The sequence below is a fragment of the Micromonospora chersina genome, from assembly GCF_900091475.1.
GTDB lineage: Bacteria > Actinomycetota > Actinomycetes > Mycobacteriales > Micromonosporaceae > Micromonospora > Micromonospora chersina.
Genome location: NZ_FMIB01000002.1, coordinates 1768619 through 1791251, shown reverse-complemented (window position 1 = coordinate 1791251; position 22633 = coordinate 1768619). Strand labels below are relative to the sequence as shown.

General features: G+C 70.5%; 19 protein-coding genes and 3 rRNA genes. 13 read left to right on the top strand and 9 right to left on the bottom strand.

Annotated features, from left to right (window positions below):
• Positions 1–82: 82 nt before the first annotated feature.
• The 5 genes from GA0070603_RS08235 (at position 83) to GA0070603_RS08215 (ending at position 4051) form a co-directional block, all read left to right on the top strand.
• Entirely contained in the window at positions 83–700 is a 618-nt protein-coding gene (locus GA0070603_RS08235; RefSeq protein WP_091309603.1) for a DNA-3-methyladenine glycosylase, read from the top strand.
• A gap of 85 nt (positions 701–785) precedes the next feature.
• Positions 786–1868, top strand: a complete 1083-nt coding sequence (locus tag GA0070603_RS08230; RefSeq protein ID WP_091309599.1) for a WD40/YVTN/BNR-like repeat-containing protein — start codon at positions 786–788, stop codon at positions 1866–1868.
• Entirely contained in the window at positions 1869–2144 is a 276-nt protein-coding gene (locus GA0070603_RS08225; RefSeq protein ID WP_091309595.1) for a ubiquitin-like small modifier protein 1, read from the top strand.
• A 144-nt stretch (positions 2145–2288) separates the two neighbouring features.
• Positions 2289–3428, top strand: coding sequence for an LLM class flavin-dependent oxidoreductase (locus GA0070603_RS08220; protein ID WP_091321693.1), 1140 nt, complete (start codon positions 2289–2291; stop codon positions 3426–3428).
• Complete coding sequence (locus GA0070603_RS08215; protein ID WP_091309592.1) at positions 3425–4051, top strand: FMN reductase; 627 nt, start codon at positions 3425–3427, stop codon at positions 4049–4051. Before GA0070603_RS08220 ends, GA0070603_RS08215 begins: the two co-directional genes overlap by 4 nt.
• A gap of 31 nt (positions 4052–4082) precedes the next feature.
• Here GA0070603_RS08215 and GA0070603_RS08210 read toward each other — a convergent pair whose 3' ends face one another.
• Positions 4083–4973 (bottom strand): universal stress protein, encoded by an 891-nt coding sequence (locus tag GA0070603_RS08210; protein WP_167544520.1) that lies wholly within the window; start codon positions 4971–4973, stop codon positions 4083–4085.
• A gap of 113 nt (positions 4974–5086) precedes the next feature.
• Positions 5087–5983 carry a universal stress protein gene (locus GA0070603_RS08205; RefSeq protein ID WP_091309584.1) on the bottom strand — a complete coding sequence of 299 codons (897 nt, stop codon included), beginning with the start codon at positions 5981–5983 and terminating at the stop codon, positions 5087–5089.
• A 209-nt stretch (positions 5984–6192) separates the two neighbouring features.
• Between GA0070603_RS08205 and GA0070603_RS08200 the strand changes: the two genes are divergently transcribed.
• Positions 6193–6669, top strand: coding sequence for a cyclic nucleotide-binding domain-containing protein (locus GA0070603_RS08200; protein ID WP_091309580.1), 477 nt, complete (start codon positions 6193–6195; stop codon positions 6667–6669).
• Here the strand turns inward: GA0070603_RS08200 and GA0070603_RS08195 are convergent.
• The 3 genes from GA0070603_RS08195 to ppdK all read right to left on the bottom strand — a co-directional run bounded on the left by GA0070603_RS08195 (position 6633) and on the right by ppdK (position 10218).
• Positions 6633–6893 carry a hypothetical protein gene (locus tag GA0070603_RS08195; RefSeq protein ID WP_091309576.1) on the bottom strand — a complete coding sequence of 87 codons (261 nt, stop codon included), beginning with the start codon at positions 6891–6893 and terminating at the stop codon, positions 6633–6635. The two genes, GA0070603_RS08200 and GA0070603_RS08195, sit on opposite strands and share 37 nt — an antisense overlap.
• Before the next feature lie 198 nt (positions 6894–7091).
• Positions 7092–7544 (bottom strand): hypothetical protein, encoded by a 453-nt coding sequence (locus tag GA0070603_RS08190; protein WP_091309573.1) that lies wholly within the window; start codon positions 7542–7544, stop codon positions 7092–7094.
• Between the two features lie 13 nt (positions 7545–7557).
• A complete protein-coding gene (gene ppdK / locus GA0070603_RS08185; RefSeq protein WP_091309569.1) occupies positions 7558–10218 on the bottom strand; it encodes a pyruvate, phosphate dikinase in 2661 nt (886 codons plus the stop codon).
• A gap of 143 nt (positions 10219–10361) precedes the next feature.
• Here ppdK and GA0070603_RS08180 point away from each other — a divergent pair, with 143 nt between their 5' ends.
• From GA0070603_RS08180 to GA0070603_RS08170, 3 genes are all read left to right on the top strand, one after another.
• Positions 10362–10865, top strand: a complete 504-nt coding sequence (locus tag GA0070603_RS08180; protein WP_091321691.1) for a GNAT family N-acetyltransferase — start codon at positions 10362–10364, stop codon at positions 10863–10865.
• Positions 10866–10875: 10 nt separating this feature from the next.
• Complete coding sequence (locus GA0070603_RS08175) at positions 10876–11502, top strand: hypothetical protein (RefSeq protein WP_091309566.1); 627 nt, start codon at positions 10876–10878, stop codon at positions 11500–11502.
• A 124-nt stretch (positions 11503–11626) separates the two neighbouring features.
• Positions 11627–12961, top strand: a complete 1335-nt coding sequence (locus tag GA0070603_RS08170; RefSeq protein WP_091309562.1) for a hemolysin family protein — start codon at positions 11627–11629, stop codon at positions 12959–12961.
• A 27-nt stretch (positions 12962–12988) separates the two neighbouring features.
• Here the strand turns inward: GA0070603_RS08170 and GA0070603_RS08165 are convergent, their stop codons facing one another.
• The 4 genes from GA0070603_RS08165 to GA0070603_RS08150 all read right to left on the bottom strand — a co-directional run bounded on the left by GA0070603_RS08165 (position 12989) and on the right by GA0070603_RS08150 (position 15368).
• Positions 12989–13306 (bottom strand): hypothetical protein, encoded by a 318-nt coding sequence (locus GA0070603_RS08165; RefSeq protein ID WP_091309558.1) that lies wholly within the window; start codon positions 13304–13306, stop codon positions 12989–12991.
• Positions 13293–13673, bottom strand: coding sequence for a hypothetical protein (locus GA0070603_RS08160; RefSeq protein WP_091309554.1), 381 nt, complete (start codon positions 13671–13673; stop codon positions 13293–13295). The genes GA0070603_RS08165 and GA0070603_RS08160 overlap by 14 nt, the downstream gene beginning before the upstream one ends.
• Positions 13670–14896 carry an NRAMP family divalent metal transporter gene (locus GA0070603_RS08155; RefSeq protein ID WP_091309550.1) on the bottom strand — a complete coding sequence of 409 codons (1227 nt, stop codon included), beginning with the start codon at positions 14894–14896 and terminating at the stop codon, positions 13670–13672. Before GA0070603_RS08155 ends, GA0070603_RS08160 begins: the two co-directional genes overlap by 4 nt.
• A gap of 82 nt (positions 14897–14978) precedes the next feature.
• Positions 14979–15368, bottom strand: a complete 390-nt coding sequence (locus tag GA0070603_RS08150) for a PaaI family thioesterase (RefSeq protein WP_091309546.1) — start codon at positions 15366–15368, stop codon at positions 14979–14981.
• 103 nt (positions 15369–15471) lie between these two features.
• Between GA0070603_RS08150 and tyrS the strand changes: the two genes are divergently transcribed.
• The 4 genes from tyrS to rrf all read left to right on the top strand — a co-directional run bounded on the left by tyrS (position 15472) and on the right by rrf (position 22587).
• Entirely contained in the window at positions 15472–16755 is a 1284-nt protein-coding gene (gene tyrS / locus GA0070603_RS08145) for a tyrosine--tRNA ligase (protein ID WP_091321689.1), read from the top strand.
• A 643-nt stretch (positions 16756–17398) separates the two neighbouring features.
• Positions 17399–18913 (top strand): 16S ribosomal RNA (locus GA0070603_RS08140).
• 372 nt (positions 18914–19285) lie between these two features.
• Positions 19286–22396 (top strand): 23S ribosomal RNA (locus tag GA0070603_RS08135).
• 74 nt (positions 22397–22470) lie between these two features.
• Positions 22471–22587, top strand: a 5S ribosomal RNA gene (rrf, locus tag GA0070603_RS08130).
• The 16S, 23S and 5S rRNA genes sit together here, the layout of an rRNA operon.
• Positions 22588–22633 lie beyond the last annotated feature (46 nt).

The window sequence follows — 22633 nt, the reverse complement described above, 5'->3', positions numbered from 1 at the left end:
CCACACCCTTGAACAACATTTTGTCAACGCCCCGTTGAAAGCAATTCGTGCTCACCTTCGAGGATCCGGTTAGGGTTCTCCGGTGACCGCCACCGACCTCTCCGCTCTCTCGGACCTGCTCGCCGGCCCCGTGGTTCCCGCCGCCCGGGGGCTGCTCGGCTGCCGGCTCGGCGGCAACGGGGTCACGGTCCGGATCACCGAGGTCGAGGCGTACGCGGGCACCGCCGGCGACCCCGCCTCGCACGCCCACCGGGGGCGGACCGCGCGCAACGCCGTGATGTTCGGCCCGGCCGGCCACGCCTACGTCTACTTCACCTACGGCATGCACTGGTGCGTGAACGTGGTGACCGGGCCGGACGGCGAGGCCTCGGCGGTGCTGCTGCGTGCCGGCGAGGTGGTCGACGGCCTCGACGTCGCCCGGGAGCGCCGGCCGGCCGTACGCAAAGATGTCGATCTCGCACGCGGGCCGGCCCGGCTCTGCGCGGCGCTCGGCATCGACCGGACCGTCTACGGCGCCTACCTGCTCGGCGACGGTCCGGTGCGCCTGCGGCCCCCGCTCGCGCCCGTGCCGGAGGCGGCGGTCACCGCCGGGCCGCGGGTCGGCGTCACCGGCGCCCACGACGTGCCGTGGCGCTTCTGGATCGCGGGCGACCCGACGGTGAGCGCGTACCGCCGGCACGTGCCCCGGACCCGACGCTGACTGACCGGCGCTCGGCGCGCCGGGTGGGAATCCTGTCGGTGGGTGTGGCGATAATCACGGCACCCGTCGACGAGGGAGGACCGGTATGACGACGCTGCTCGCGATCGGCACCGGCAAGGGACTCTTCCTGGCCACCAGCACCGACCGGCGCGACTGGACGGTGAGCGGCCCGCACTTCCCCATGACCGGGGTGTACGCGGTCGCCGTCGACAAGCGTTCCGGCCGGCCCCGGCTGCTGGCCGGAATGACCAGCTCGCACTTCGGCCCCAGCGTGGCCACCAGCGACGACCTGGGCGGCTCGTGGCAGGAGCCCGAGCAGGCGCCGGTGGCGTTCCCGGCCGACACCGGGGCCAGCCTGGGGCGGGTCTGGCAGCTGACCCCGGCCGGCCCGGACCAGCCCGACGTGGTCTGGGCGGGCACCGAACCGTCCGCGCTGTTCCGCTCCGAGGACGGCGGGCGCAGCTTCAGCCTGGTCCGGGCGCTCTGGGACCACCCCCACCGCGAGCAGTGGGCCGCCGGCTTCGGCGGGCAGGCCGTCCACAGTGTGCTGCCGCACCCGCGCGACCCGGGCCGGATGGCGGTGGCGATGTCCACCGGCGGGGTCTACCGCACCGAGGACGCCGGGGCGAGCTGGGCGCCGGGCAACACCGGCATCCGGGCGTACTTCCTCCCCGACGAGTGGCCCGAGTTCGGCCAGTGCGTCCACAAGATCGCCCGGGACGCCGGCGACCCCGAGCGCCTCTACGCGCAGAACCACCACGGGGTCTACCGCTCCGACGACGACGGGCTCAGCTGGACCTCGATCGCCGCGGGCCTGCCCAGCGACTTCGGCTTCCCGATCGTCGCCCACCCGTCCCGCCCCGGCACCGTCTACGCCTTCCCGCTGACCGCCGACGGCGAGCGGTTCCCGACCGACCGGCGCTGCCGGGTCTACCGCTCCGCCGACGCCGGGGAGAGCTGGGAGCCCCTGACCGCCGGCCTGCCCGAGGGGCCGTTCTACCCCTCGGTGCTGCGCGACGCCATGTGCGCCGACGACCACGACCCCGCCGGGGTCTACTTCGGCACCCGCTCGGGCGAGGTCTACGCCAGCGCCGACGACGGCGACTCCTGGTCGCGGGTCGCCGCGCACCTGCCCGACGTGCTCTGTGTCCGGGCCGCGGAGGTCTGAGTGGTCACCGTGCTGCTGCCCGGCCCGCTCCGGCCCGAGGCGGGCGGGGAGAGCCGCCTGACCGTGGCCGCCGCCGGCACCCTGGGGGCGGTCCTCGACGAGCTGGCCGCCACCTGGCCCCGACTGGCCCGCCGGATCCGCGACGAGCGGGGCGAGCTGCGCCGCTACGTCAACGTCTACGTCGACGGCGAGGACTGCCGCCACGCCGGCGGCCTGGACGCCCAGGTCCCGGACGATGCCGAGATCCAGATCCTCCCGTCGGTGGCCGGCGGCTGACCCCGCGACGAGGCTCGGGCGGCGGCGCCGTCGTGAGGTGGGCCACGTGGGGACGGGGTCGCTCCGGAATAGTTGACTCGTCAAATATGTTGTGCGGAGCGATCCCGGGCCGGAGTGGTCCGGGCCCCACGCGAGGAGCTGGTCATGCAGTTCGGAGTCTTCACCGTCGGCGACGTCACGGTCGACCCGACCAACGGGCGGCTGCCGTCCGAGCATGAGCGGATCAAGGCCATGGTGGCCATCGCGCTCAAGGCCGAGGAGGTCGGGCTGGACGTGTTCGCCACCGGCGAGCACCACAACCCGCCGTTCGTGCCGTCGTCGCCCACGACCATGCTGGGCCACATCGCCGCCCGCACCGAGCGGCTGCTGCTGTCGACCGCGACCACGCTGATCACCACGAACGACCCGGTGAAGATCGCCGAGGACTACGCGATGCTCCAGCACCTGGCCGACGGCCGGGTGGACCTCATGATGGGCCGCGGCAACACCGGCCCGGTCTACCCCTGGTTCGGGCAGGACATCCGCAACGGCATCCCGCTCGCCATCGAGAACTACGACCTGCTGCACCGGCTGTGGCGGGAGGACGTGGTCGACTGGAAGGGCCGGTTCCGCACCCCGCTGCAGTCGTTCACCTCGACCCCGCGCCCGCTCGACGGCGTGCCGCCGTTCGTCTGGCACGGCTCGATCCGCAGCCCCGAGATCGCCGAGCAGGCCGCGTACTACGGCGACGGCTTCTTCGCCAACCACATCTTCTGGCCGAAGGAGCACACCCAGCGGATGGTCGCGCTCTACCGGCAGCGCTTCGCGCACTACGGCCACGGCTCCGCCGACCAGGCCATCGTCGGCCTCGGCGGCCAGGTGTTCATGCGGAAGAACTCGCAGGACGCGGTGCGCGAGTTCCGGCCGTACTTCGACAACGCCCCGGTCTACGGGCACGGGCCGTCGCTGGAGGAGTTCACCCGGGAGACCCCGCTGACCGTCGGCAGCCCGCAGCAGGTCATCGACCGGACGCTGGGCTTCCGCGAGTACGTCGGCGACTACCAGCGCCAGCTCTTCCTCATGGACCACGCCGGACTGCCGCTGAAGACCGTCCTGGAGCAGCTCGACATCCTGGGGGAGGAGGTCGTCCCGGTGCTGCGCAAGGAGTTCGACTCGCTGCGCCCCGCGCACGTGCCCGAGGCGCCCACGCACGCCTCGCTGCTCGCCGCGGCGGGCGGCGCCAAGGACAGCACCGTCCACGCCGTCGACGACGTCACCGGTAAGGCGCCCGAGGAGGCCCGATGACCCGCCGTACCCTGGCCGTGGTCTCCGCCGGCCTCGGCCAGCCGTCGTCGACCCGGCTGCTCGCCGACCAGCTCGCCGCGGCCGCCCGCGACGAGCTGGTCCGGCGCGGCGCCGAGGTGGAGATCCGCACGGTCGAGCTGCGCGAGCACGCCCACGACGTGGTGAACCACATGCTCACCGGCTTCCCGCCGGCCGCCCTCCGCGAGGCGCTGGACACCGTCGCCGGCGCGGACGGGCTGATCGCGGTCACCCCGATCTTCAACGCCTCGTACAGCGGGCTGTTCAAGTCGTTCTTCGACGTGGTCGAGAAGGAGGCGCTGGCCGACCGGCCGGTCCTCATCGGGGCCACCGGCGGCACCGCCCGGCACTCGCTCGCCCTGGAGCACGCGGTCCGGCCGATGTTCGCGTACCTGCGGGCCGTGGTGTTGCCCACGGCGGTCTTCGCCGCGCCCGAGGACTGGGCCGGCGACGGCGACGACAGCGCGTTGCGGGCCCGGATCCGGCGGGCCGGCACGGAGCTGGCCGAGCAGGTCGACCGCCGCCCGGCGGCCACCGGCCCGGCCGACCCGTTCGCCCTCACCACCAGCTTCGAGAACCTGCTCGCGGGCCGCGACCCGGCCTGAGCCCGACCGCCCCCCCGAGCCGGCCGGCGACTCAGTCGTCGGCCGGCTCGTACGGGTGCGCCACCAGCACCGGGCAGTGGGCGTGCTGCACCAGCGCCTGGCTGACCGAGCCGAGCAGCAGCCCGGCGAAGCCGCCCCGGCCCCGGGAGCCGACCACCACCAGCGCCGCCTCCCCGCTCGCCTCGATGAGCGCCTGCTCCGGGGAGGCGCCCACCACCGGCCGCTCGACGACGCTCAGCACCGGATGGTCCGCGCGGATCCGGGCGGCCGCCCCGGCCAGCAGCTCGGCGGACTCGGCCTGCCCGGCGGCGGTGGCCTCCGCCGCGGCGTCGGGCGCCACCGCACCCCGCTCCGGCGTGCGCACGTGCACCAGCACGAGGTCGGCGTCCCGGCGGACCGCCTCGTCGGCGGCGAGCCGGACGGCGTGCCCGGCCACCTCGGACCCGTCCACCCCGACCAGCACCGGGCCCCGCACCGGGATCGGCTGCTCCGCCGGGCGGACCACCAGCACCGGGCAGTGGGCGTGCTGCGCCACCTGGTTGCTGACCGAGCCGAGCAGCAGCCCCGCGAAGCCGCCCACCCCCCGGCTGCCCACCACCACGAGCTCCGCCCGGCGGGACTCCTCGACAAGCGTGGCGCCGGGGCCACCGGCCACCTGGCGCACCTCCACCCGCAGCGTCGGATGCCGGCCCACCACGTCGGCGGCCACCTGCTCCAACATCTTCCGCGACTCCTCGGTGGGCCCCGGCACCCCGAGGTCGTACGGGTTGAGCGGCACGCCGTAGCCGAGGGGATGCAGGTAGCCGTGCACCAGGTGCAGCGGCCGGGACCGCGCCACGGCGGCCCGGGCGGCGTGTTCGGCGGCGGTGAGGCTGGTCGACGATCCGTCGACACCCACCACGACAGGTCGGTTCATCGGCATCCTTCCGGTCGGTTCCGCCCATTGTCGACCACGACCCGGCCCGTGGCGTCCGAACGCCGACGGCCGTCCGCGCCGGCCGAGGGGGGAAGTGGCCGGCGCGGACGGGTGCGGGGTCAGCTCGCGGCGTGACCCCGGCGGTGCCGGACGATGGCCAGCGGGCTGCGCGCGTGGTGCAGCACCGCGTGGCTGACCGAGCCGAGCAGCAGCCCGCCCAGGCTGCCCCGGCCGTGCGCGCCGACCACGACCAGCTGCGCGTCGGCGGACTCCGCCACCAGCACCGGCGCCGGGGCGCCGGCGACGAGCTTCCGCCGTACCCGGACCTCGGGGTAGCGCTCGGCCCAGCCGGCGACGGCCTCGGCGAGCACCCGCTCCTCCTCCGCGCGCAACTGCTCCGGGTCGTAGACCAGCGGTACGATGTCGCCGGGTCCCACCGGGGCCGGGTAGAGCCAGGCGTGCACCGCCACGAGGTCGGCGCCGCGCTGCGCCGCCTCGGCGAACGCGAAGCCGATCGCCTCCGTGGAGAGGGCGGAGCCGTCCACCCCGACCATCACCGGACCGTCGGCGCGCGGCTCGCCCCGCACCACCAGCACCGGGCAGTCCGCCCGGGCGGAGAGCCCGACGGCCGCCGAGCCGACAAGCAGCTCGGCGAAGCCGCCCAGTCCGCGGTGGCCGAGGACCAGCAGCGCCGCGTCCCGGCTCTCCTCCAGCAGCACGGCGACGGCGCCGCCGTCGCGCGCCACGCCGGTCACCGGCAGGTCGGCGTCGACCTTGCGGGCCTCGTCGACGGCCTCGGCGACGAGTTTGTCCGCCTCGCGCCGCAGGTCCTCGTGGGGCAGGGTGGCCACCACCGGACCGAGCGGGGTGCCGAGCACCGGCCACAGGAACGCGTGCACCACCCGTAGCGGCCGGTGCCGGGCCACCGCCTCCCGCGCGGCCACCCGGACCGCGTCCAGAGCGGTGGCGGAACCGTCCACGCCCACCACAACGGGGGCACCGGATCTGTCGGTCATCACGTCCTCCTTCGTCCACCTCCAGGGTTCTCCGGTGGACGCCGCACCGGCAGAGGCCTTGCACCCGGGCGGTTCGGGACCAACGGCCCTGACGGTCCGGGCCGGACGGGTGTCCGATGGAGTCGGGACGATCCGCCCCGTGACGCGTGCGCACCGGGACCCGGTGGCCGGCCGGGGTTTCCCGTCCGACCCTGGGAGGCGAGCGACCGATGACCCCGCTGGAGATGCTCCGCGTACACCCCTTCCTCGCCGGGCTGCCCGAGGAGTGGCTGCCCCCGCTGACCGGCTACGCCCGCCCGGTGGTCTGGCACCCCGGGCACCGGCTGTTCCGGGCCGGGCAGCCGGCCGAGCGGTTCTGGCTGGTCCGCGGCGGCCAGGTGGCGCTGGACTTCCCGGTGCCCGGCCGCGGTGACGTGGGGATCGAGACGATCGGCCCGGGCGGGGTGCTCGGCTGGTCGTGGCTCTTCCCGCCCTACCGCTGGCAGTTCGGCGCGGTCGCAGTCCAGCGCAGCACGGCTGTCGAGCTGAGCGCCGCGGGCGTACGCCGGCTGATGGAGTCCGACGACGCGCTGGGCCGGCAGCTCACCACCCGCTTCATGAGCGTCGTGGTGGACCGGCTCCACGCCGCCCGGGTCCGCCTGCTCGACCTCTACGACCTTCCCGCGGTGCTGCCGCCAACCGGCTGACCGACCGTGTGCCGGCGGACGACCAGGTCGTCCACCTCCAGCCGGCCGATCCGCAGCTCACGGATCACCGCCCGCTTGACCGCCAGGCGGGCGATCATGAGCCGGCCGATCGCCACCGCGCCGAGCGCGGCCGCGGCGAGCGCCAGCGGCGCGGCCGCCGTCGGGCCCAGCGCGCGCGGGCCGGCCGCCGTCGGGCCGACGACGCGGGCCCGGAGGGTATGCATCGGAAGTGCCCGGCTCCGCGGGCGCTGCAGCATCCTGTTCACCCCGACGATCCTCCGCCCCGCCCGGTCCGTCCGGTGCCGGTCGGGACGCCGGTCCACCCGCCGTGTGACGTGACGGCCCCCTCCCGACGGGCTGGGGCACCAGGACCGGGTACGGCCGCCGGCCTCGACGGAGGCGGCGGCCGTACCCCGTGCGGGTCAGCGGTCGACGACCAGGCGGCGGGCCCGCAGCGCCCGCGCCCACCACGGCCGCCGGTCCGGCCGCAGCGGCGGCAGCGGGGCGCCGCGCAGGCTGACCCAGCCGCCCGGGCCCATGGTGACCGTGCGGATCGCCGGCGGCCGGCGCCGGGCCGCCGCCACCACGCCCACGGCGGTGACGAGCGCGGCCACGGCGAAGGCCCCGGCGGCGGCCGCGACGAGCCGGTCCGGGTCGGCCAGCCGGCGGTAGCGGACCCGCCCGCCGGCCACGACGAACGCACCGACCGGCCGGCCCGCGTGGGTGACCGGCACCAGCGCGGCGGCCGGCGTGCCGGGCAGTTCCAGCACCGGGCCGACCGGCCCGGCCGGCGCCGGCGTGGACACGGGGGTGGGGAGCGGACGGGTCGGCACCGGGGCCGGGGCCGGACCCGTCGGGTTGAAGATGGCGGTCATCGCAGCTGCCCTCCTAGCGGGAGTCGGACGTGCCGGTGGTGGGGGCGACGGCCGCCCGGCCGGCGGCCAGCCGGGCGATCGGCACCCGGTAGGGCGAGCAGGACACGTAGTCCAGGCCGGCCTCGGCGAAGAACGCCACCGAGTCCGGGTCGCCGCCGTGCTCCCCGCAGACCCCGACGGTCAGGCCGGGCCGGGCCGCCCGGCCCTCGGCGACAGCCAGCCGGATCAGCCGCCCGACGCCGGTGGCGTCGATCCGCTCGAACGGCGACACCGGGAAGATCCCGCGCTCCAGGTACGCCCCGAAGAACGAACCCTCCACGTCGTCCCGGGAGAACGCCCAGGTGGTCTGGGTCAGGTCGTTGGTGCCGAAGGAGAAGAAGTGCGCCTCGGCGGCGATCTCCCCGGCGGTCAGCGCCGCCCTCGGCACCTCGATCATGGTCCCGATCGGGATCTCGGGCGCCCCGTCGACGCCCGCGAGCACCCGCTCGGCCTCGTCCCGGACCGCGGCGAGTTCCCGTACGTCCCCGACCAGCGGCACCATGATCTCCGGGCGCGGGTCGCCCCCGGCCCGGACCCGCTCGGCGGCCGCCTCGGCCACCGCCCGCACCTGCATGGCGAACAGCCCCGGCACCACCAGCCCGAGCCGGACGCCCCGCAGTCCCAGCATCGGGTTGGCCTCGTGCATCCGGCGCACCGCGTCGAGCAGCGTGCCGTCCCGGCCCGGGTCCTCGCCGAGCGCCTCGGCACGGGCCACCCGGGCGGTCAGTTCGGCCAGCGGGGGCAGGAACTCGTGCAGCGGCGGGTCGAGCAGCCGGATGGTCACCGGCAGCCCGTCCATCGCGGCGAGGATGCCGGCGAAGTCGGCGCGCTGCAACGGCAGCAGCGCGGCCAGCGCGGCCTCCCGCTCGGCCGGCCCGTCGGCCAGGATCAGCCGCTCGACCAGGGACCGGCGTTCGCCGAGGAACATGTGCTCGGTGCGGCACAGCCCGACGCCCGTGGCGCCGAGGCGGCGGGCCCGGCCGGCGTCCCGCGGCGTGTCCGCGTTGGCCCGTACGCCCAGCTTCCGCACCGCGTCGGCGTGGCCGAGCAGCCGGTGCACGGCGGCGACCAGCGGGTCGGCCTCGGCGTCCAGCTCGCCGGCCAGGTAGCGGGCCACCGGCGACGGCTGCACGGGGATCTCACCGAGCCAGATCCGGCCGCTGTCGCCGTCGATCGAGATCACCTCGCCGGCCCGGACCACCCGGTCGCCGACGGCCACCTCGCCGCGCTCGCTGTCGATCCGCAGCGCCTCCGCCCCGCACACGCAGGTCCGACCCATGCCGCGGGCCACCACGGCGGCATGCGAGGTCTTGCCGCCGCGGGAGGTGAGCACACCGGCCGCCGCGATCATGCCGGGCAGGTCGTCGGGGTTGGTCTCCCGGCGTACCAGGATCACCGGCCCGGTGGCGGCCGCGGCGGCGGCGGAGTCGAACACGACCCGCCCCACGGCCGCGCCCGGCGAGGCGCCCACCCCGACCGCGAGCGGCTCGGGCGCGCCGGTCAGGTCGAACGCGGGGAACATGAGCTGGGCGAGCTGCGCCCCGGTGACCCGGGTCAGCGCCTCGTCCGCGGTGATCAGCCCCTCGTCGACGAGCTGCGCGGCGATCACGAACGCCGCCGCCGCCGTCCGCTTGCCAACCCGGGTCTGCAGCATCCAGAGCCGGCCGCGTTCGATGGTGAACTCAATGTCGCACAGGTCCCGGTAGTGCCGCTCCAGCGTCGCCATGATCTCGCCCAGCCGGCGGAAGCTCACCGGGTCCAGCCGGCCCAGCTCGGCCAGCGGGACGGTGTTGCGGATGCCGGCCACCACGTCCTCGCCCTGCGCGTCGGCCAGGTAGTCGCCGTACACGCCGGGGGCGCCGGTGGCCGGGTCGCGGGTGAACGCCACCCCGGTGCCGGAGTCCGGGCCCAGGTTGCCGAAGACCATGGCCATCACGTTCACCGCGGTCCCCAGGTCGTCCGGGATGCGCTCCTGCCGCCGGTAGATCCGGGCGCGCTCCGAGTTCCACGACGCGAACACCGAGCGGATCGCCAGGAAGAGCTGCTCGTGCGGGGCCTGCGGGAAGTCGTGCCCGACGTGCCGGGCGAAGATCTTCTTGTACGTGTCGACCAGGTCCCGCAGCTGCCCGGCGCTCGGCCCGGCCGGCCCGGCGGTGGCCCGCACCGCCGCCAGCTCGTGGGCGAACTCCTCGGGCGGGATGTCGTGCACGGTGTGGCCGAACATCTGGATGAGCCGCCGGTACGAGTCCCACGCGAACCGCTCGTCGCCGCTGCGCGCGGCCAGCCCGCCGACGGTGGCGTCGTTGAGCCCGATGTCGAGGATCGTCTCCATCATCCCCGGCATCGAGTACCGGCCGCCGGACCGGACGGCCAGCAGCAGCGGATCGACCGGGTCGCCGAGCCGCCGGTCCAGCCGCGCCTCGATCTCCCGCAGGTGGGCGTTGACCTCCTCGAACAGACCGGCGGGCGGAGCGCCGGTGGCGAGGTAGGCCCGGCAGGCGTCGGTGGTGACGGTGAATCCGGGCGGGACGGGCAGCCCGAGCCGGGTCATCTCGGCCAGGTTGGCGCCCTTGCCGCCGAGCACGTCGGCCCGGCTCCGGTCACCCTCGATGAAGTCGTAGACGTACCTGGCCATGTCCGGCCTCCTCGGCTCAGCACGGGACCCGGTGTCCCACCCCCAGGTAACCGGTGCGACCGGCCCCCGCGGCAGGGCCGGACGGAACCCGGGCCGGGCCGGAGGTCCCGAACCTGTCGGTGGGTCCGCGTATCGTCCGCCGGGTGACCACTGAGGTGCGGCTCCGCCCCGTCCGCGACGAGGACCTGCCGGCGTTCTTCGCCCACGAGCAGGATCCGCAGGCCAACTGGATGGCCGCGTTCGGCCCGAAGGACCCGGCCGACCGGGCCGCCTTCGACGCCCACTGGGCGCGCATCCGGGCCGACCCGCGCATCGTCAACCGCACCGTGACCGTCGACGGCGTGGTGGTCGGGCGCGTGGCCGCCTTCCCGGTGGGGGAGCGCACCGAGGTCAGCTACTGGATCGACTCCGCCCACTGGGGGCGCGGCCACGCCACCGCGGCGCTCGCCGCGCTGCTGCGCGAGCTGCCCCAGCGGCCGGTGCACGCCCGCGCCGCCAAGGACAACGCCGCCTCCCTCGCGGTGCTGCGCAAGTGCGGCTTCGTCGTGATCGGGGAGGACTCGGGGTACGCCGCGGGCCGCGGCGCCGAGGTCGAGGAGTACGTGCTGGAGCTGCCCGCCGAGGCGACTGACCAGGGCGGCCACTAATCTCCCCGGGGTGAACTGGCTGGAACTCGTCGGCTGGGCCGGCTCCGCGCTGCTGGTCTGGTCGCTCCTGCAGACCCGCATCCTGCGGCTGCGCGCGCTCAACCTGCTCGGCTGCCTCATCCTCATCGGCTACAACGCCGCCGTGCACGTGTGGCCCATGGTGGGGCTGAACGTGGTGCTCGCGGTGATCAACGTCTGGTACCTGCGGAAGATGCTGGCCACCCGGCACGACGCGCAGACCTACGAGGTGGTCGAGGTGGGCACCGGCGACGCCTTCCTCGCGCACACCCTGCGGGTGCACGCCGCCGACATCGCCCGGTTCAACCCGGACTTCCGCTGGGACCCGGGCGCCGCCGACCGGTCGGCGTTCCTGGTGGTCCGCGCCGACGAGGTGGTCGGCGTGGTGGTCTCGCACGCCGAGGCGGGCGGGGTGGCCCAGATCGACCTCGACTACGTGACCCCGCCGTTCCGCGACTTCACCCCGGGCGAGTTCGTCTACCGGCGCAGCCGCCTGTTCACCGACCGGGGCTTCCGCCGGGTGGTCAGCCCGCACGGCATGGTCGCCCCCTACTACCACCGGCTCGGCTTCCGCCGCGAGGGCGACGCGTACGTGCTGGACCTGCCCGCTCCCGCCTGACCCGCCGCCCGAGGATTGCGCGGCCCGCCCGCGGGGCACAGAGGGGCCACGCCGCCCGGGCCACGGGCGGCGACGGGACGGCCACGGCGGCCGGCCCGGGTCGGGCCGAGGGAGAGAACCGCGCGTGCAGAGCTACTGGAGCCAACTGGCCCTGGTCGGAGTTCTGGTGATCGTCAACGCGGCCTTCGCCGGCAGCGAGATGGCCCTGGTGTCGCTGCGGGACAGCCAGCTCCAGCGGCTGGAACGCGGCAGCCGCGCCGGCCGCACGCTGGCCCGGCTGGCCAAGGACCCCAACCGGTTCCTGGCCACCATCCAGATCGGCATCACCCTGGCCGGCTTCCTGGCCTCCGCCGCCGCCGCGGTGTCGCTGGCCAAGCCCCTCGTCCCGTTGCTCGGCGCCCTCGGTGACGCCGCCGAGACGGTCGCCATCGTCGGGGTCACCCTGGCGCTCACCTTCGTCACCCTGGTCTTCGGGGAGCTGGCCCCGAAGCGGATCGCCATGCAGTCCGCCGAGCGGTGGGCACTCGTCGTGGCCCGACCGCTCGACCTGCTGGCCAGCGTCACCCGGCCGGCGGTCTGGGCCCTCGGCGCCACCAGTGACCTGGTGGTCCGCCTCTTCGGGCTCAACCCGAAACACGAGCCGGAGGAGATCGGCCCGGACGAGCTGCGCGACATCGTGGCCGGCAACCACGGCTTCACCAAGGAGCAGCGGACGATCATCGCCGGCGCCGTGGAGATCGCCGACCGGCAGTTGCGCGCGGTGCTCGTACCCCGGTTGCAGGTCTTCACGCTGGACAGCGGGACGACCGCGGAGGCCGCCCGGCTGGTCCTCGCCGCGACCGGCCACTCCCGGGCGCCGGTGGTCCGGCACGGCGGCCTGGACGACGCCGTCGGGGTCATCCACCTGCGCGACCTGGTCGGCGTCCCCGACGACCGGCCGGTCGACGAGATCGCCCGGCCTCCCATGCTGCTGCCCGACTCGCTGCCGGTGGTCGACGCGCTGCGCCAGTTCAAGGCGGAACGCCAGCACATCGCGCTCGTGGTCGACGAGCGCGGCGCGGTCGACGGCATCGTGACCCTGGAGGACATCCTGGAGGAGATCGTCGGCGAGATCTACGACGAGACCGACCGGGACCTCAGCTCGATCCGCACCGAGGAGGACGGGACGCTGGTCCTGCCCGGCACCTTCCCGGTGCACGACCTCACCGACCTGGGCGTCGACCTGCCCAACCGCCCTGCGGGCGACTACACCACCATCGCGGGGCTGGTGCTCATCTGCCTCGGGCACATCCCGACCGTGGCGGGGGAGAGCGTCCGCGTCGACGGCTGGGACCTGGCGGTGGCCGGCGTCGACCACCACGCGATCACCGAGGTCCGGGTCCGCCGCCACCGCCGGCACGAGCGGCGCGACGAATCCGAGGAGGCCGAGGCGCCGCTCCTCGACCAGGCGCGGGGCTGACCCGGCCGCGGCGGGCGCCCCCCGCCCTCAGCTGCGGTCGGCCGGTGACCCGAACGGGAAGCCGGGCACCGGCGGGAGGAGCTGCACCGAGTCGGCGGGGAACTGGCGGGTGCTCCGGCTCAGCACCCGGGTCACGGCGCGCAGCAGCCACGGCCCCGACGGGTGCCGCTCCGGCCCGATCAGCCGGCTGGCCACCCGGGCCCACCAGTGGCCGGCCACGATGACGTCGGTGATCCGCAGCCGCTCCGGCGGCCAGCCGCCCCGCACCACCACGTCGACCACCCGGCCCAACCGGCGCCCGCGCAGGTCGTACGCGGTCCGGCCGAGCAGCTCACCCGCTCGCACGGTTGGCTCCCGGAATCCGGTCGATCAGGTGCCGGCGCAGCCAGGACTCCACCGGCGAGGGCGGCAGGTCGGCCGCCGCGCAGCGCAGCCGCACGACGCTGTCCACCCGGTCGACCTGGGTGAGGGGCACGCGCAGCGGCGGCACCGGCGGGTCGTCGGTGAACCGGTCGGCCACGGCCGTCATGATCCGCCCGATCCGGCCGCCGATCCGCAGCCCGAGCGCCGCCTGCCCGGTGAGCAGGCAGTCCACGTACGGGTAGCCCTCCTCGTCGACGGCGAACGCGATGTCGTCGACCCGGCCGACGAGCCGGCCGTCGACGTCGACGATCTGCCGGTCGAGCAGCTGCTTGGCGAGCTGGATCCTCATCGCCCCATCCTCGTGACGATCGCCAGGGGGATCGCCGCCACCGAGGCGGCGACGATGAGCACCAGGAACACCGCCCCGAGCAGGTTCGTCCACCACCCGTTGACCCGGTCGCCGAGGTAGTTGCGGTCGTTCGCCACCACGAGGATCGGCAGGTAGGTCAGCGGCAGCACCACCGCGCTGAGCACCAGCATGTACTCGGTGAGCCGGACCGGGTCGACGGCGGTCATCAGCAGCAGCACACCGAGCAGCAGCCCGACGAGCAGCACGCTGTGGAACCGGGCCGCCTCCCGCGGGCTGACCCGCTTGCCCCACTGCCAGCCGAAGTACTGCGACGCCGCGTACGCGGCCGACAGCCCGGTCTCCAGGGCCGCCCCGAAGGTCACCGCGAAGAACGCCAGCACCGCGGCGGCCAGCCCGGCCCCGCCCAGCGCGGTCAGCACGGGCCGGGCCACCTGGTCGAGGGTGTCCAGCGACGCCCCGGACGGGTGGTACGCCACCGTCGCCACGGCGATCAGCGACAGCGCCAGGAACCCGCCCACCGGGAAGCCGATCAGCACGTTCGATCGGGCGTGCGCCAGGTCGGCGGCGCTCCACCGCTCCTCGACCCCGCCGGACGAGAAGAAGAACACCTCGTACGGGCTGACCGTCGAGGCGAACAGCGCCACCGCCACGAACCAGTACACCGACCAGGTCTCGCCCCCGGGGCTCACCCGCAACGCCCCGTGCCCCAGCTCCGCCCAGTCGGTGGGCAGCGCGAACAGCGCGACCGCGAAGACCAGCAGGGCCAGCCCGGCCAGGCCGAAGACCCGTTCCATCACCTCGAAGCGCATCCGCCAGAGCACCAGCCAGACCGCCACCGCGGCCACCGGCACCCAGAGCAGGTAGCTCAGCCCGGTCGCGAGCTGCAACGCCAGCGCCACCCCGCCCAGCTCCGCGGCGAGGGTGATCACCGTGACCAGCCAGGAGGCGACCAGGTTGAGCAGCGCGACGCGCGGCCCCAGCCGCTCCCGCACCAGGTCGAACACCGCCCGGCCGCTCACCGCCGCGATCCGTCCGGCCATCTCGGCGTACGCGCAGATGCCCACCACCCCGACGAGCAGCACCCAGGCGTGGGCCATCCCGAAGCGGGCGCCGGCCTGGCTCGCCGCCACGAGGTCGCCGATGTCGACGAAGCCGCCGATGGCGGACAGCACGCCGAGTGTGGCGGCGAGGAGCTTCCTCACGTCGGGTCGGGAGCGGACTGTCTCATCGACGCGACGATATCGGCGTCAGATCCTCTTTTCGGGCGAATCGAACAGCCCGGAATCAGGCGCCGGTGAGGTTCTGCAACCGCACCTGACCGCGCGAGACCAGCCGGCCACCCTCGTCGGTGATCTCCACAAGCCAGAGCTGCTGGCTGCGGCCCCGGTGGATCGGCGTGCCGACCGCGGTCAGCTCGCCGTCGCGGACGGCGCGCAGGAAGTCGGTCTGGTTGGACACCCCGACGACCTTGCCCTTGTCACCCAGCCACAGGGCGCCGCCGATGCTGGCCGCCGTCTCCACCACCGAGCAGTAGACCCCGCCGTGCTGGATCCCGTACGGCTGGTGCAGCTCGGGACGGACCTGCCAGCGGATCACCACCCGGTCCCCGCTCACCTCGTCGAACTTCAGGCCCAGCAGGGCGACGAAGCCCCCGGTCAGATCCGGTTCCTCCACGGCGACCCCTCCCTCTCGCGCGACGCCGCCGCCAGCCTAGTCGCGGCCCCGAGTGGCAAACCCGGTACGGGCCGGGCCCGGTGATGGGGGAGAATCGGTGACCGTGACCGACAGCAACCTCCCGCAGGGGCGGGACTCCCTGACCGACGAACTGCTGTGGCGGGGCCTGATCCAGGACTCGACCGGCCTCGACGAGCTGCGCGCGCTGCTCGACGGCGGGAGTGCGACCTTCTACGTGGGCTTCGACCCGACCGCGCCGAGCCTGCACGTCGGCAACCTCATGCAGGTCGTGATGGCCCGCAGGCTCCAGTTGGCCGGGCACCGGCCGCTGCTGCTGGTGGGTGGTGCCACCGGCCAGATCGGCGACCCGAAGGAGAGCGCCGAGCGCACCCTCAACCCGCCCGAGGTCATCGCCGGCTGGGTGCGGCGCATCCACGACCAGCTCTCGCCGTTCGTCTCGTACACCGGGGAGAACGCGGCGCAACTGGTCAACAACCTGGACTGGACCGGCGAGATGTCGGTGGTCGAGTTCCTCCGCGACGTCGGCAAGCACTTCCCGGTCAACAAGATGCTGGCCCGCGAGGTGGTCAAGGCCCGGCTGGAGACCGGCATCAGCTACACCGAGTTCAGCTACCAGCTGCTCCAGGCCAACGACTTCTTCGAGCTGCACCGCCGGCACGGCTGCCAGCTCCAGTACGGCGGCTCCGACCAGTGGGGCAACATCACCGCGGGCGTGGACTACATCCGCCGCCGGGGCGCCGGCCCCGTGGAGGCGTTCACCACGCCGCTGGTGACCAAGTCCGACGGCACCAAGTTCGGCAAGAGCGAGACCGGCGCCGTCTGGCTCGACCCGCAGATGACCAGCCCGTACGCCTTCTACCAGTTCTGGGTCAACGCCGACGACCGGGACGTCAGCCGCTACCTGCGGTACTTCAGCTTCCGCTCCCGTGAGGAGCTGGAGGAGCTGGAGAAGGCCACCGCGGAGCGGCCGCAGGCGCGGCTCGCCCAGCGGGCGCTCGCCGAGGAGCTGACCACGCTCGTCCACGGCGAGCGGGAGATGGCCCAGGCCGTCGCGGCCAGTCAGGCGCTCTTCGGCCGGGGGTCGCTCGACGAGCTGTCCCCGGAGACGCTGCGCGCCGCGCTCACCGAGGCCGGTCTGGTGCACCTCGACGAGCTGCCCGACGTCGCGGGCCTGCTCAAGGAGTCGGGCCTCGTGCCGAGCATGAAGGAGGCGCGCCGGGTGATCGCCGAGGGCGGCGCGTACGTCAACAACGTGCGCATCGCCGAGGTGGATGCGACGGTGTCGCCGGCGGACCTGCTGCACGGCCGCTACCTCGTCCTGCGCCGCGGCAAGCGCAACTTCGCCGGCGTTGAGCTGGGCAGATAGCTCCACGTCTACGGTGTGACGCGGGACGCGCCCCGCGGATTTGACGATCAATCCGCCGGGCGCGTAACTTTCTCTCTGCCAGCGCGGAACGGACGAAACAGGCGAAAGACCTGAAGGCCGGAGCGCGGGAATGACGACCGGGCGAGGATGGTTGACCCCATCGGAACCTGGACCGGGCGGTGCCCCGGATTCGCCGGGAGGCGGATTTGGCGAGGCGGAACCGACCGGGTAAGGTTGTCGACCGGCAGGGACGCGGACGAGCGAGCGGGAAACCGCAGCGGCCGTCCTGCCGAATTCCACGAAGCGCCCGGCGCGAGCCGGTCGAATAGTGGTGCCCGGCAAAAGGGTGGAAGGCGCGACAAACCGCGAAACACCGGTTTGACACGGCAGAAACCACCGGGTAACGTAGTAAAAGTGCCCGGCGCGAGAGCGGTGGGTGCGGGACGAACGAAATGCCCCGGACGGGGGCTCCACGGTGTGGGGTTTCCGGATGGTGTGTGGTTGTTCTTTGAGAACTCAACAGGGTGCTTGTTAAGCCAGTGCCAAATTGATTTATACCCCGGACTGGTCAGGCTTTGTTCTGGCTGGTTGGGATTCCTTTGGCAACACTTTTGTTGTCAGGATGATTGTTCAACAAAGATTTTTGTTGGAGAGTTTGATCCTGGCTCAGGACGAACGCTGGCGGCGTGCTTAACACATGCAAGTCGAGCGGAAAGGCCCTTCGGGGTACTCGAGCGGCGAACGGGTGAGTAACACGTGAGCAACCTGCCCTAGGCTTTGGGATAACCCCGGGAAACCGGGGCTAATACCGAATAGGACCTGGCCTCGCATGAGGTTGGGTGGAAAGTTTTTCGGCCTGGGATGGGCTCGCGGCCTATCAGCTTGTTGGTGGGGTGATGGCCTACCAAGGCGACGACGGGTAGCCGGCCTGAGAGGGCGACCGGCCACACTGGGACTGAGACACGGCCCAGACTCCTACGGGAGGCAGCAGTGGGGAATATTGCACAATGGGCGGAAGCCTGATGCAGCGACGCCGCGTGAGGGATGACGGCCTTCGGGTTGTAAACCTCTTTCAGCAGGGACGAAGCGTAAGTGACGGTACCTGCAGAAGAAGCGCCGGCCAACTACGTGCCAGCAGCCGCGGTAAGACGTAGGGCGCGAGCGTTGTCCGGATTTATTGGGCGTAAAGAGCTCGTAGGCGGCTTGTCGCGTCGACTGTGAAAACCCGCAGCTCAACTGCGGGCCTGCAGTCGATACGGGCAGGCTAGAGTTCGGTAGGGGAGACTGGAATTCCTGGTGTAGCGGTGAAATGCGCAGATATCAGGAGGAACACCGGTGGCGAAGGCGGGTCTCTGGGCCGATACTGACGCTGAGGAGCGAAAGCGTGGGGAGCGAACAGGATTAGATACCCTGGTAGTCCACGCTGTAAACGTTGGGCGCTAGGTGTGGGGGGCCTCTCCGGTTCCCTGTGCCGCAGCTAACGCATTAAGCGCCCCGCCTGGGGAGTACGGCCGCAAGGCTAAAACTCAAAGGAATTGACGGGGGCCCGCACAAGCGGCGGAGCATGCGGATTAATTCGATGCAACGCGAAGAACCTTACCTGGGTTTGACATGGCCGCAAAACTCGCAGAGATGTGAGGTCCTTCGGGGGCGGTCACAGGTGGTGCATGGCTGTCGTCAGCTCGTGTCGTGAGATGTTGGGTTAAGTCCCGCAACGAGCGCAACCCTCGTTCGATGTTGCCAGCGCGTAATGGCGGGGACTCATCGAAGACTGCCGGGGTCAACTCGGAGGAAGGTGGGGATGAGGTCAAGTCATCATGCCCCTTATGTCCAGGGCTTCACGCATGCTACAATGGCCGGTACAATGGGCTGCGATACCGTGAGGTGGAGCGAATCCCAAAAAGCCGGTCTCAGTTCGGATCGGGGTCTGCAACTCGACCCCGTGAAGTCGGAGTCGCTAGTAATCGCAGATCAGCAACGCTGCGGTGAATACGTTCCCGGGCCTTGTACACACCGCCCGTCACGTCACGAAAGTCGGCAACACCCGAAGCCGGTGGCCCAACCCTTGTGGAGGGAGCCGTCGAAGGTGGGGCTGGCGATTGGGACGAAGTCGTAACAAGGTAGCCGTACCGGAAGGTGCGGCTGGATCACCTCCTTTCTAAGGAGCACCTTCACCCGAAAGGGTGCAAGGAGCCCGCGGCCCGCGAATGTCGGGTCGGGGTGCTCAATGGCGGAGACACTGGCGAGTCTTTCCCTGGCAACGGCTGGGATCCTTCTAGTACGGCCACCTTCGGGTGGTGTGGAACGAAGTCCTGGTGCGGCTGGGGGAGGATGTAAAGCACCCTGTTGGGTCCTGAAAGAACAACCCGTGGTTGTCTTTCAGAGCCTTGAGGCGAGCGTGTGCTCGTCGAGGCGCCAGGCATGGCCTGGCCTCGCATACCGCCGGCGGTTGTCGGGTTTGGTGTGGGGCGTGTCGGGTTGTGGGTTGGTCGTTTGTTGAGAATTGCACAGTGGACGCGAGCATCTTTGTGGTCAAGTTGTCAAGGGCGAACGGTGGATGCCTTGGCACCAGGAGCCGATGAAGGACGTGGGAGGCCGCGATAGGCCTGGGGGAGCTGTCAACCAAGCTGTGATCCCAGGGTGTCCGAATGGGGAAACCCGGCACCAGTCATGTGGTGTCACCCGCACCTGAACACATAGGGTGTGTGGGGGGAACGCGGGGAAGTGAAACATCTCAGTACCCGTAGGAAGAGAAAACAACAAGTGATTCCGTGAGTAGTGGCGAGCGAAAGCGGATTGAGGCTAAACCGGCTGCGTGTGATACCTGTCAGGGGTTGCGTGGTCGGGGTTGTGGGACCCCGCTGAACGAGCTGACACTCGTTCGAGGAGTTACAAAGTCAGTGGCTAGTCGAACAGTCTGGAAAGGCTGACCGTAGACGGTGAGAGTCCGGTAGGTGAAAGTTGCTGACCTTCTGTGGGTGTTCCCGAGTAGCGGCGGACCCCTGAAATCTGCCGTGAATCTGCCAGGACCACCTGGTAAGCCTAAATACTTCCTGGTGACCGATAGCGGACGAGTACCGTGAGGGAATGGTGAAAAGTACCCCGGGAGGGGAGTGAAATAGTACCTGAAACCGTTCGCCTACAATCCGTCGGAGCCTTGCGGGGTGACGGCGTGCCTTTTGAAGAATGAGCCTGCGAGTTAGTGGCATGTGGCGAGGTTAACCCGTGTGGGGGAGCCGTAGCGAAAGCGAGTCTGAATAGGGCGAATATAGTCGCATGCTCTAGACCCGAAGCGGAGTGATCTAGCCATGGGCAGGCTGAAGCGCGGGTAAGACCGCGTGGAGGGCCGAACCCACCAACGTTGAAAAGTTGGGGGATGACCTGTGGTTAGGGGTGAAAGGCCAATCAAACTCCGTGATAGCTGGTTCTCCCCGAAATGCATTTAGGTGCAGCGTCGCGTGTTTCTTGCCGGAGGTAGAGCACTGGATGGTCTAGGGGGCCCACAAGCTTACCGAAATCAGCCAAACTCCGAATGCCGGTAAGTGAGAGCGCGGCAGTGAGACTGCGGGGGATAAGCTTCGTAGTCGAGAGGGAAACAGCCCAGATCACCAGCTAAGGCCCCTAAGCGTGTGCTAAGTGGAAAAGGATGTGGGGTCGCATAGACAACCAGGAGGTTGGCTTAGAAGCAGCCACCCTTTAAAGAGTGCGTAATAGCTCACTGGTCAAGTGGTTCCGCGCCGACAATGTAGCGGGGCTCAAGCACACCGCCGAAGCTGTGGCATTCACATTTTAACCTCGCTTGGACTTGATTCCTTGTGCAGGTGTGTGGATGGGTAGGGGAGCGTCGTGCCGCGAGTGAAGCAACGGGGTGACCTAGTTGTGGACGCGGCACGAGTGAGAATGCAGGCATGAGTAGCGAAAGAAGGGTGAGAAACCCTTCCGCCGGATGACCAAGGGTTCCAGGGCCAGGCTAATCCGCCCTGGGTGAGTCGGGACCTAAGGCGAGGCCGAGAGGCGTAGTCGATGGACAACGGGTTGATATTCCCGTACCCGCGAAAGAGCGACCCTGACGAACCTCGTTGTGCTAACCACCCAAACCAGCCAAGGTCTTCGGACTGAGGTTGGGGAGCGTGGGAACCTGGCGGGTAGTAGTCAAGCGATGGGGTGACGCAGGAAGGTAGCTGAGCCCGGCCGGTGGTTGTGCCGGGGTAAGCGTGTAGGCCGTGCCGTAGGCAAATCCGCGGTGCATATAGGCTGAGACGTGATGCCGAGCCGATTCAGGTGAAGTCAGTGATCCTATGCTGCCGAGAAAAGCCTCTAGCGAGTTCTTAGCGGCCCGTACCCCAAACCGACACAGGTGGTCAGGTAGAGAATACCGAGGCGATCGGGCGAACTGTGGTTAAGGAACTCGGCAAATTGCCCCCGTAACTTAGGGAGAAGGGGGGCCGGAGACGTGAAGCCCCGCGCGGGTGGAGCGTTGTATGGCCGCAGAGAGCAGGGGGAAGCGACTGTTTACTAAAAACACAGGTCCATGCGAAGAAGTAATTCGATGTATATGGACTGACGCCTGCCCGGTGCTGGAACGTTAAGGGGACCTGTTAGCTCTTCGGGGCGAAGCGGAGAACTTAAGCGCCAGTAAACGGCGGTGGTAACTATAACCATCCTAAGGTAGCGAAATTCCTTGTCGGGTAAGTTCCGACCTGCACGAATGGCGTAACGACTTCCCCACTGTCTCAACCACAGGCCCGGCGAAATTGCATTACGAGTAAAGATGCTCGTTACGCGCGGCAGGACGGAAAGACCCCGGGACCTTTACTATAGCTTGACATTGGTACTTGAGTTAGCTTGTGTAGGATAGGTGGGAGCCGGTGAAGCTCATACGCCAGTATGGGTGGAGGCAATCTTGAAATACCACTCTGGTTGATTTGGGTATCTAACTTCGGACCGTTATCCGGTTCAGGGACAGTGTCTGGTGGGTAGTTTAACTGGGGCGGTTGCCTCCTAAAGGGTAACGGAGGCGCCCAAAGGTTCCCTCAGCCTGGTTGGCAATCAGGTGTTGAGTGCAAGTGCACAAGGGAGCTTGACTGTGAGACTGACAGGTCGAGCAGGGACGAAAGTCGGGACTAGTGATCCGGCACTGGCATGTGGAAGCGGTGTCGCTCAACGGATAAAAGGTACCCCGGGGATAACAGGCTGATCTTCCCCAAGAGTCCATATCGACGGGATGGTTTGGCACCTCGATGTCGGCTCGTCGCATCCTGGGGCTGTAGCAGGTCCCAAGGGTTGGGCTGTTCGCCCATTAAAGCGGTACGCGAGCTGGGTTTAGAACGTCGTGAGACAGTTCGGTCCCTATCCGCCGTGCGCGTAGGATACTTGAGAAGGGCTGTCCCTAGTACGAGAGGACCGGGACGGACGAACCTCTGGTGTGCCAGTTGTCCCGCCAGGGGCACGGCTGGTTAGCTACGTTCGGAAGGGATAACCGCTGAAAGCATCTAAGCGGGAAGCTCGCTTCAAGATGAGGTATCCCACCACTCTTTGAGTGGGTAAGGCCCCCAGCTAGACGACTGGGTTGATAGGCCGGAAATGTAAGCCCGGTAACGGGTTCAGTTGACCGGTACTAATAGGCCGAGGACTTGACTACGAAGCTGCTACGCGTCCACTGTGCAACTCTGAACACTCGAACACCCACGTGTGTGTTTGACATGTTCATAGAGTTACGGCGGTCATGGCGGAGGGGAAACGCCCGGTCACATTCCGAACCCGGAAGCTAAGCCCTCCAGCGCCGATGGTACTGCACTCGGGAGGGTGTGGGAGAGTAGGACACCGCCGGACAATCTTCCAGTCGAGGGCCGCCCCAGCAGGGTCGGCCCTCGACTGC

Bases quoted from the DNA above. Each gene is read 5' to 3' on its own strand.
- GA0070603_RS08200 (WP_091309580.1), top strand. From the start codon at position 6,193: ATGACCCCGCTGGAGATGCTCCGCGTACACCCCTTCCTCGCCGGGCTG.
- GA0070603_RS08190 (WP_091309573.1), bottom strand. From the start codon at position 7,544: ATGACCGCCATCTTCAACCCGACGGGTCCGGCCCCGGCCCCGGTGCCG.
- GA0070603_RS08160 (WP_091309554.1), bottom strand. From the start codon at position 13,673: ATGAGGATCCAGCTCGCCAAGCAGCTGCTCGACCGGCAGATCGTCGAC.
- GA0070603_RS08205 (WP_091309584.1), bottom strand. From the start codon at position 5,983: ATGACCGACAGATCCGGTGCCCCCGTTGTGGTGGGCGTGGACGGTTCC.
- ppdK (WP_091309569.1), bottom strand. From the start codon at position 10,218: ATGGCCAGGTACGTCTACGACTTCATCGAGGGTGACCGGAGCCGGGCC.
- GA0070603_RS08215 (WP_091309592.1), top strand. From the start codon at position 3,425: ATGACCCGCCGTACCCTGGCCGTGGTCTCCGCCGGCCTCGGCCAGCCG.
- GA0070603_RS08195 (WP_091309576.1), bottom strand. From the start codon at position 6,893: ATGCATACCCTCCGGGCCCGCGTCGTCGGCCCGACGGCGGCCGGCCCG.
- GA0070603_RS08210 (WP_167544520.1), bottom strand. From the start codon at position 4,973: ATGCCGATGAACCGACCTGTCGTGGTGGGTGTCGACGGATCGTCGACC.
- GA0070603_RS08230 (WP_091309599.1), top strand. From the start codon at position 786: ATGACGACGCTGCTCGCGATCGGCACCGGCAAGGGACTCTTCCTGGCC.
- GA0070603_RS08220 (WP_091321693.1), top strand. From the start codon at position 2,289: ATGCAGTTCGGAGTCTTCACCGTCGGCGACGTCACGGTCGACCCGACC.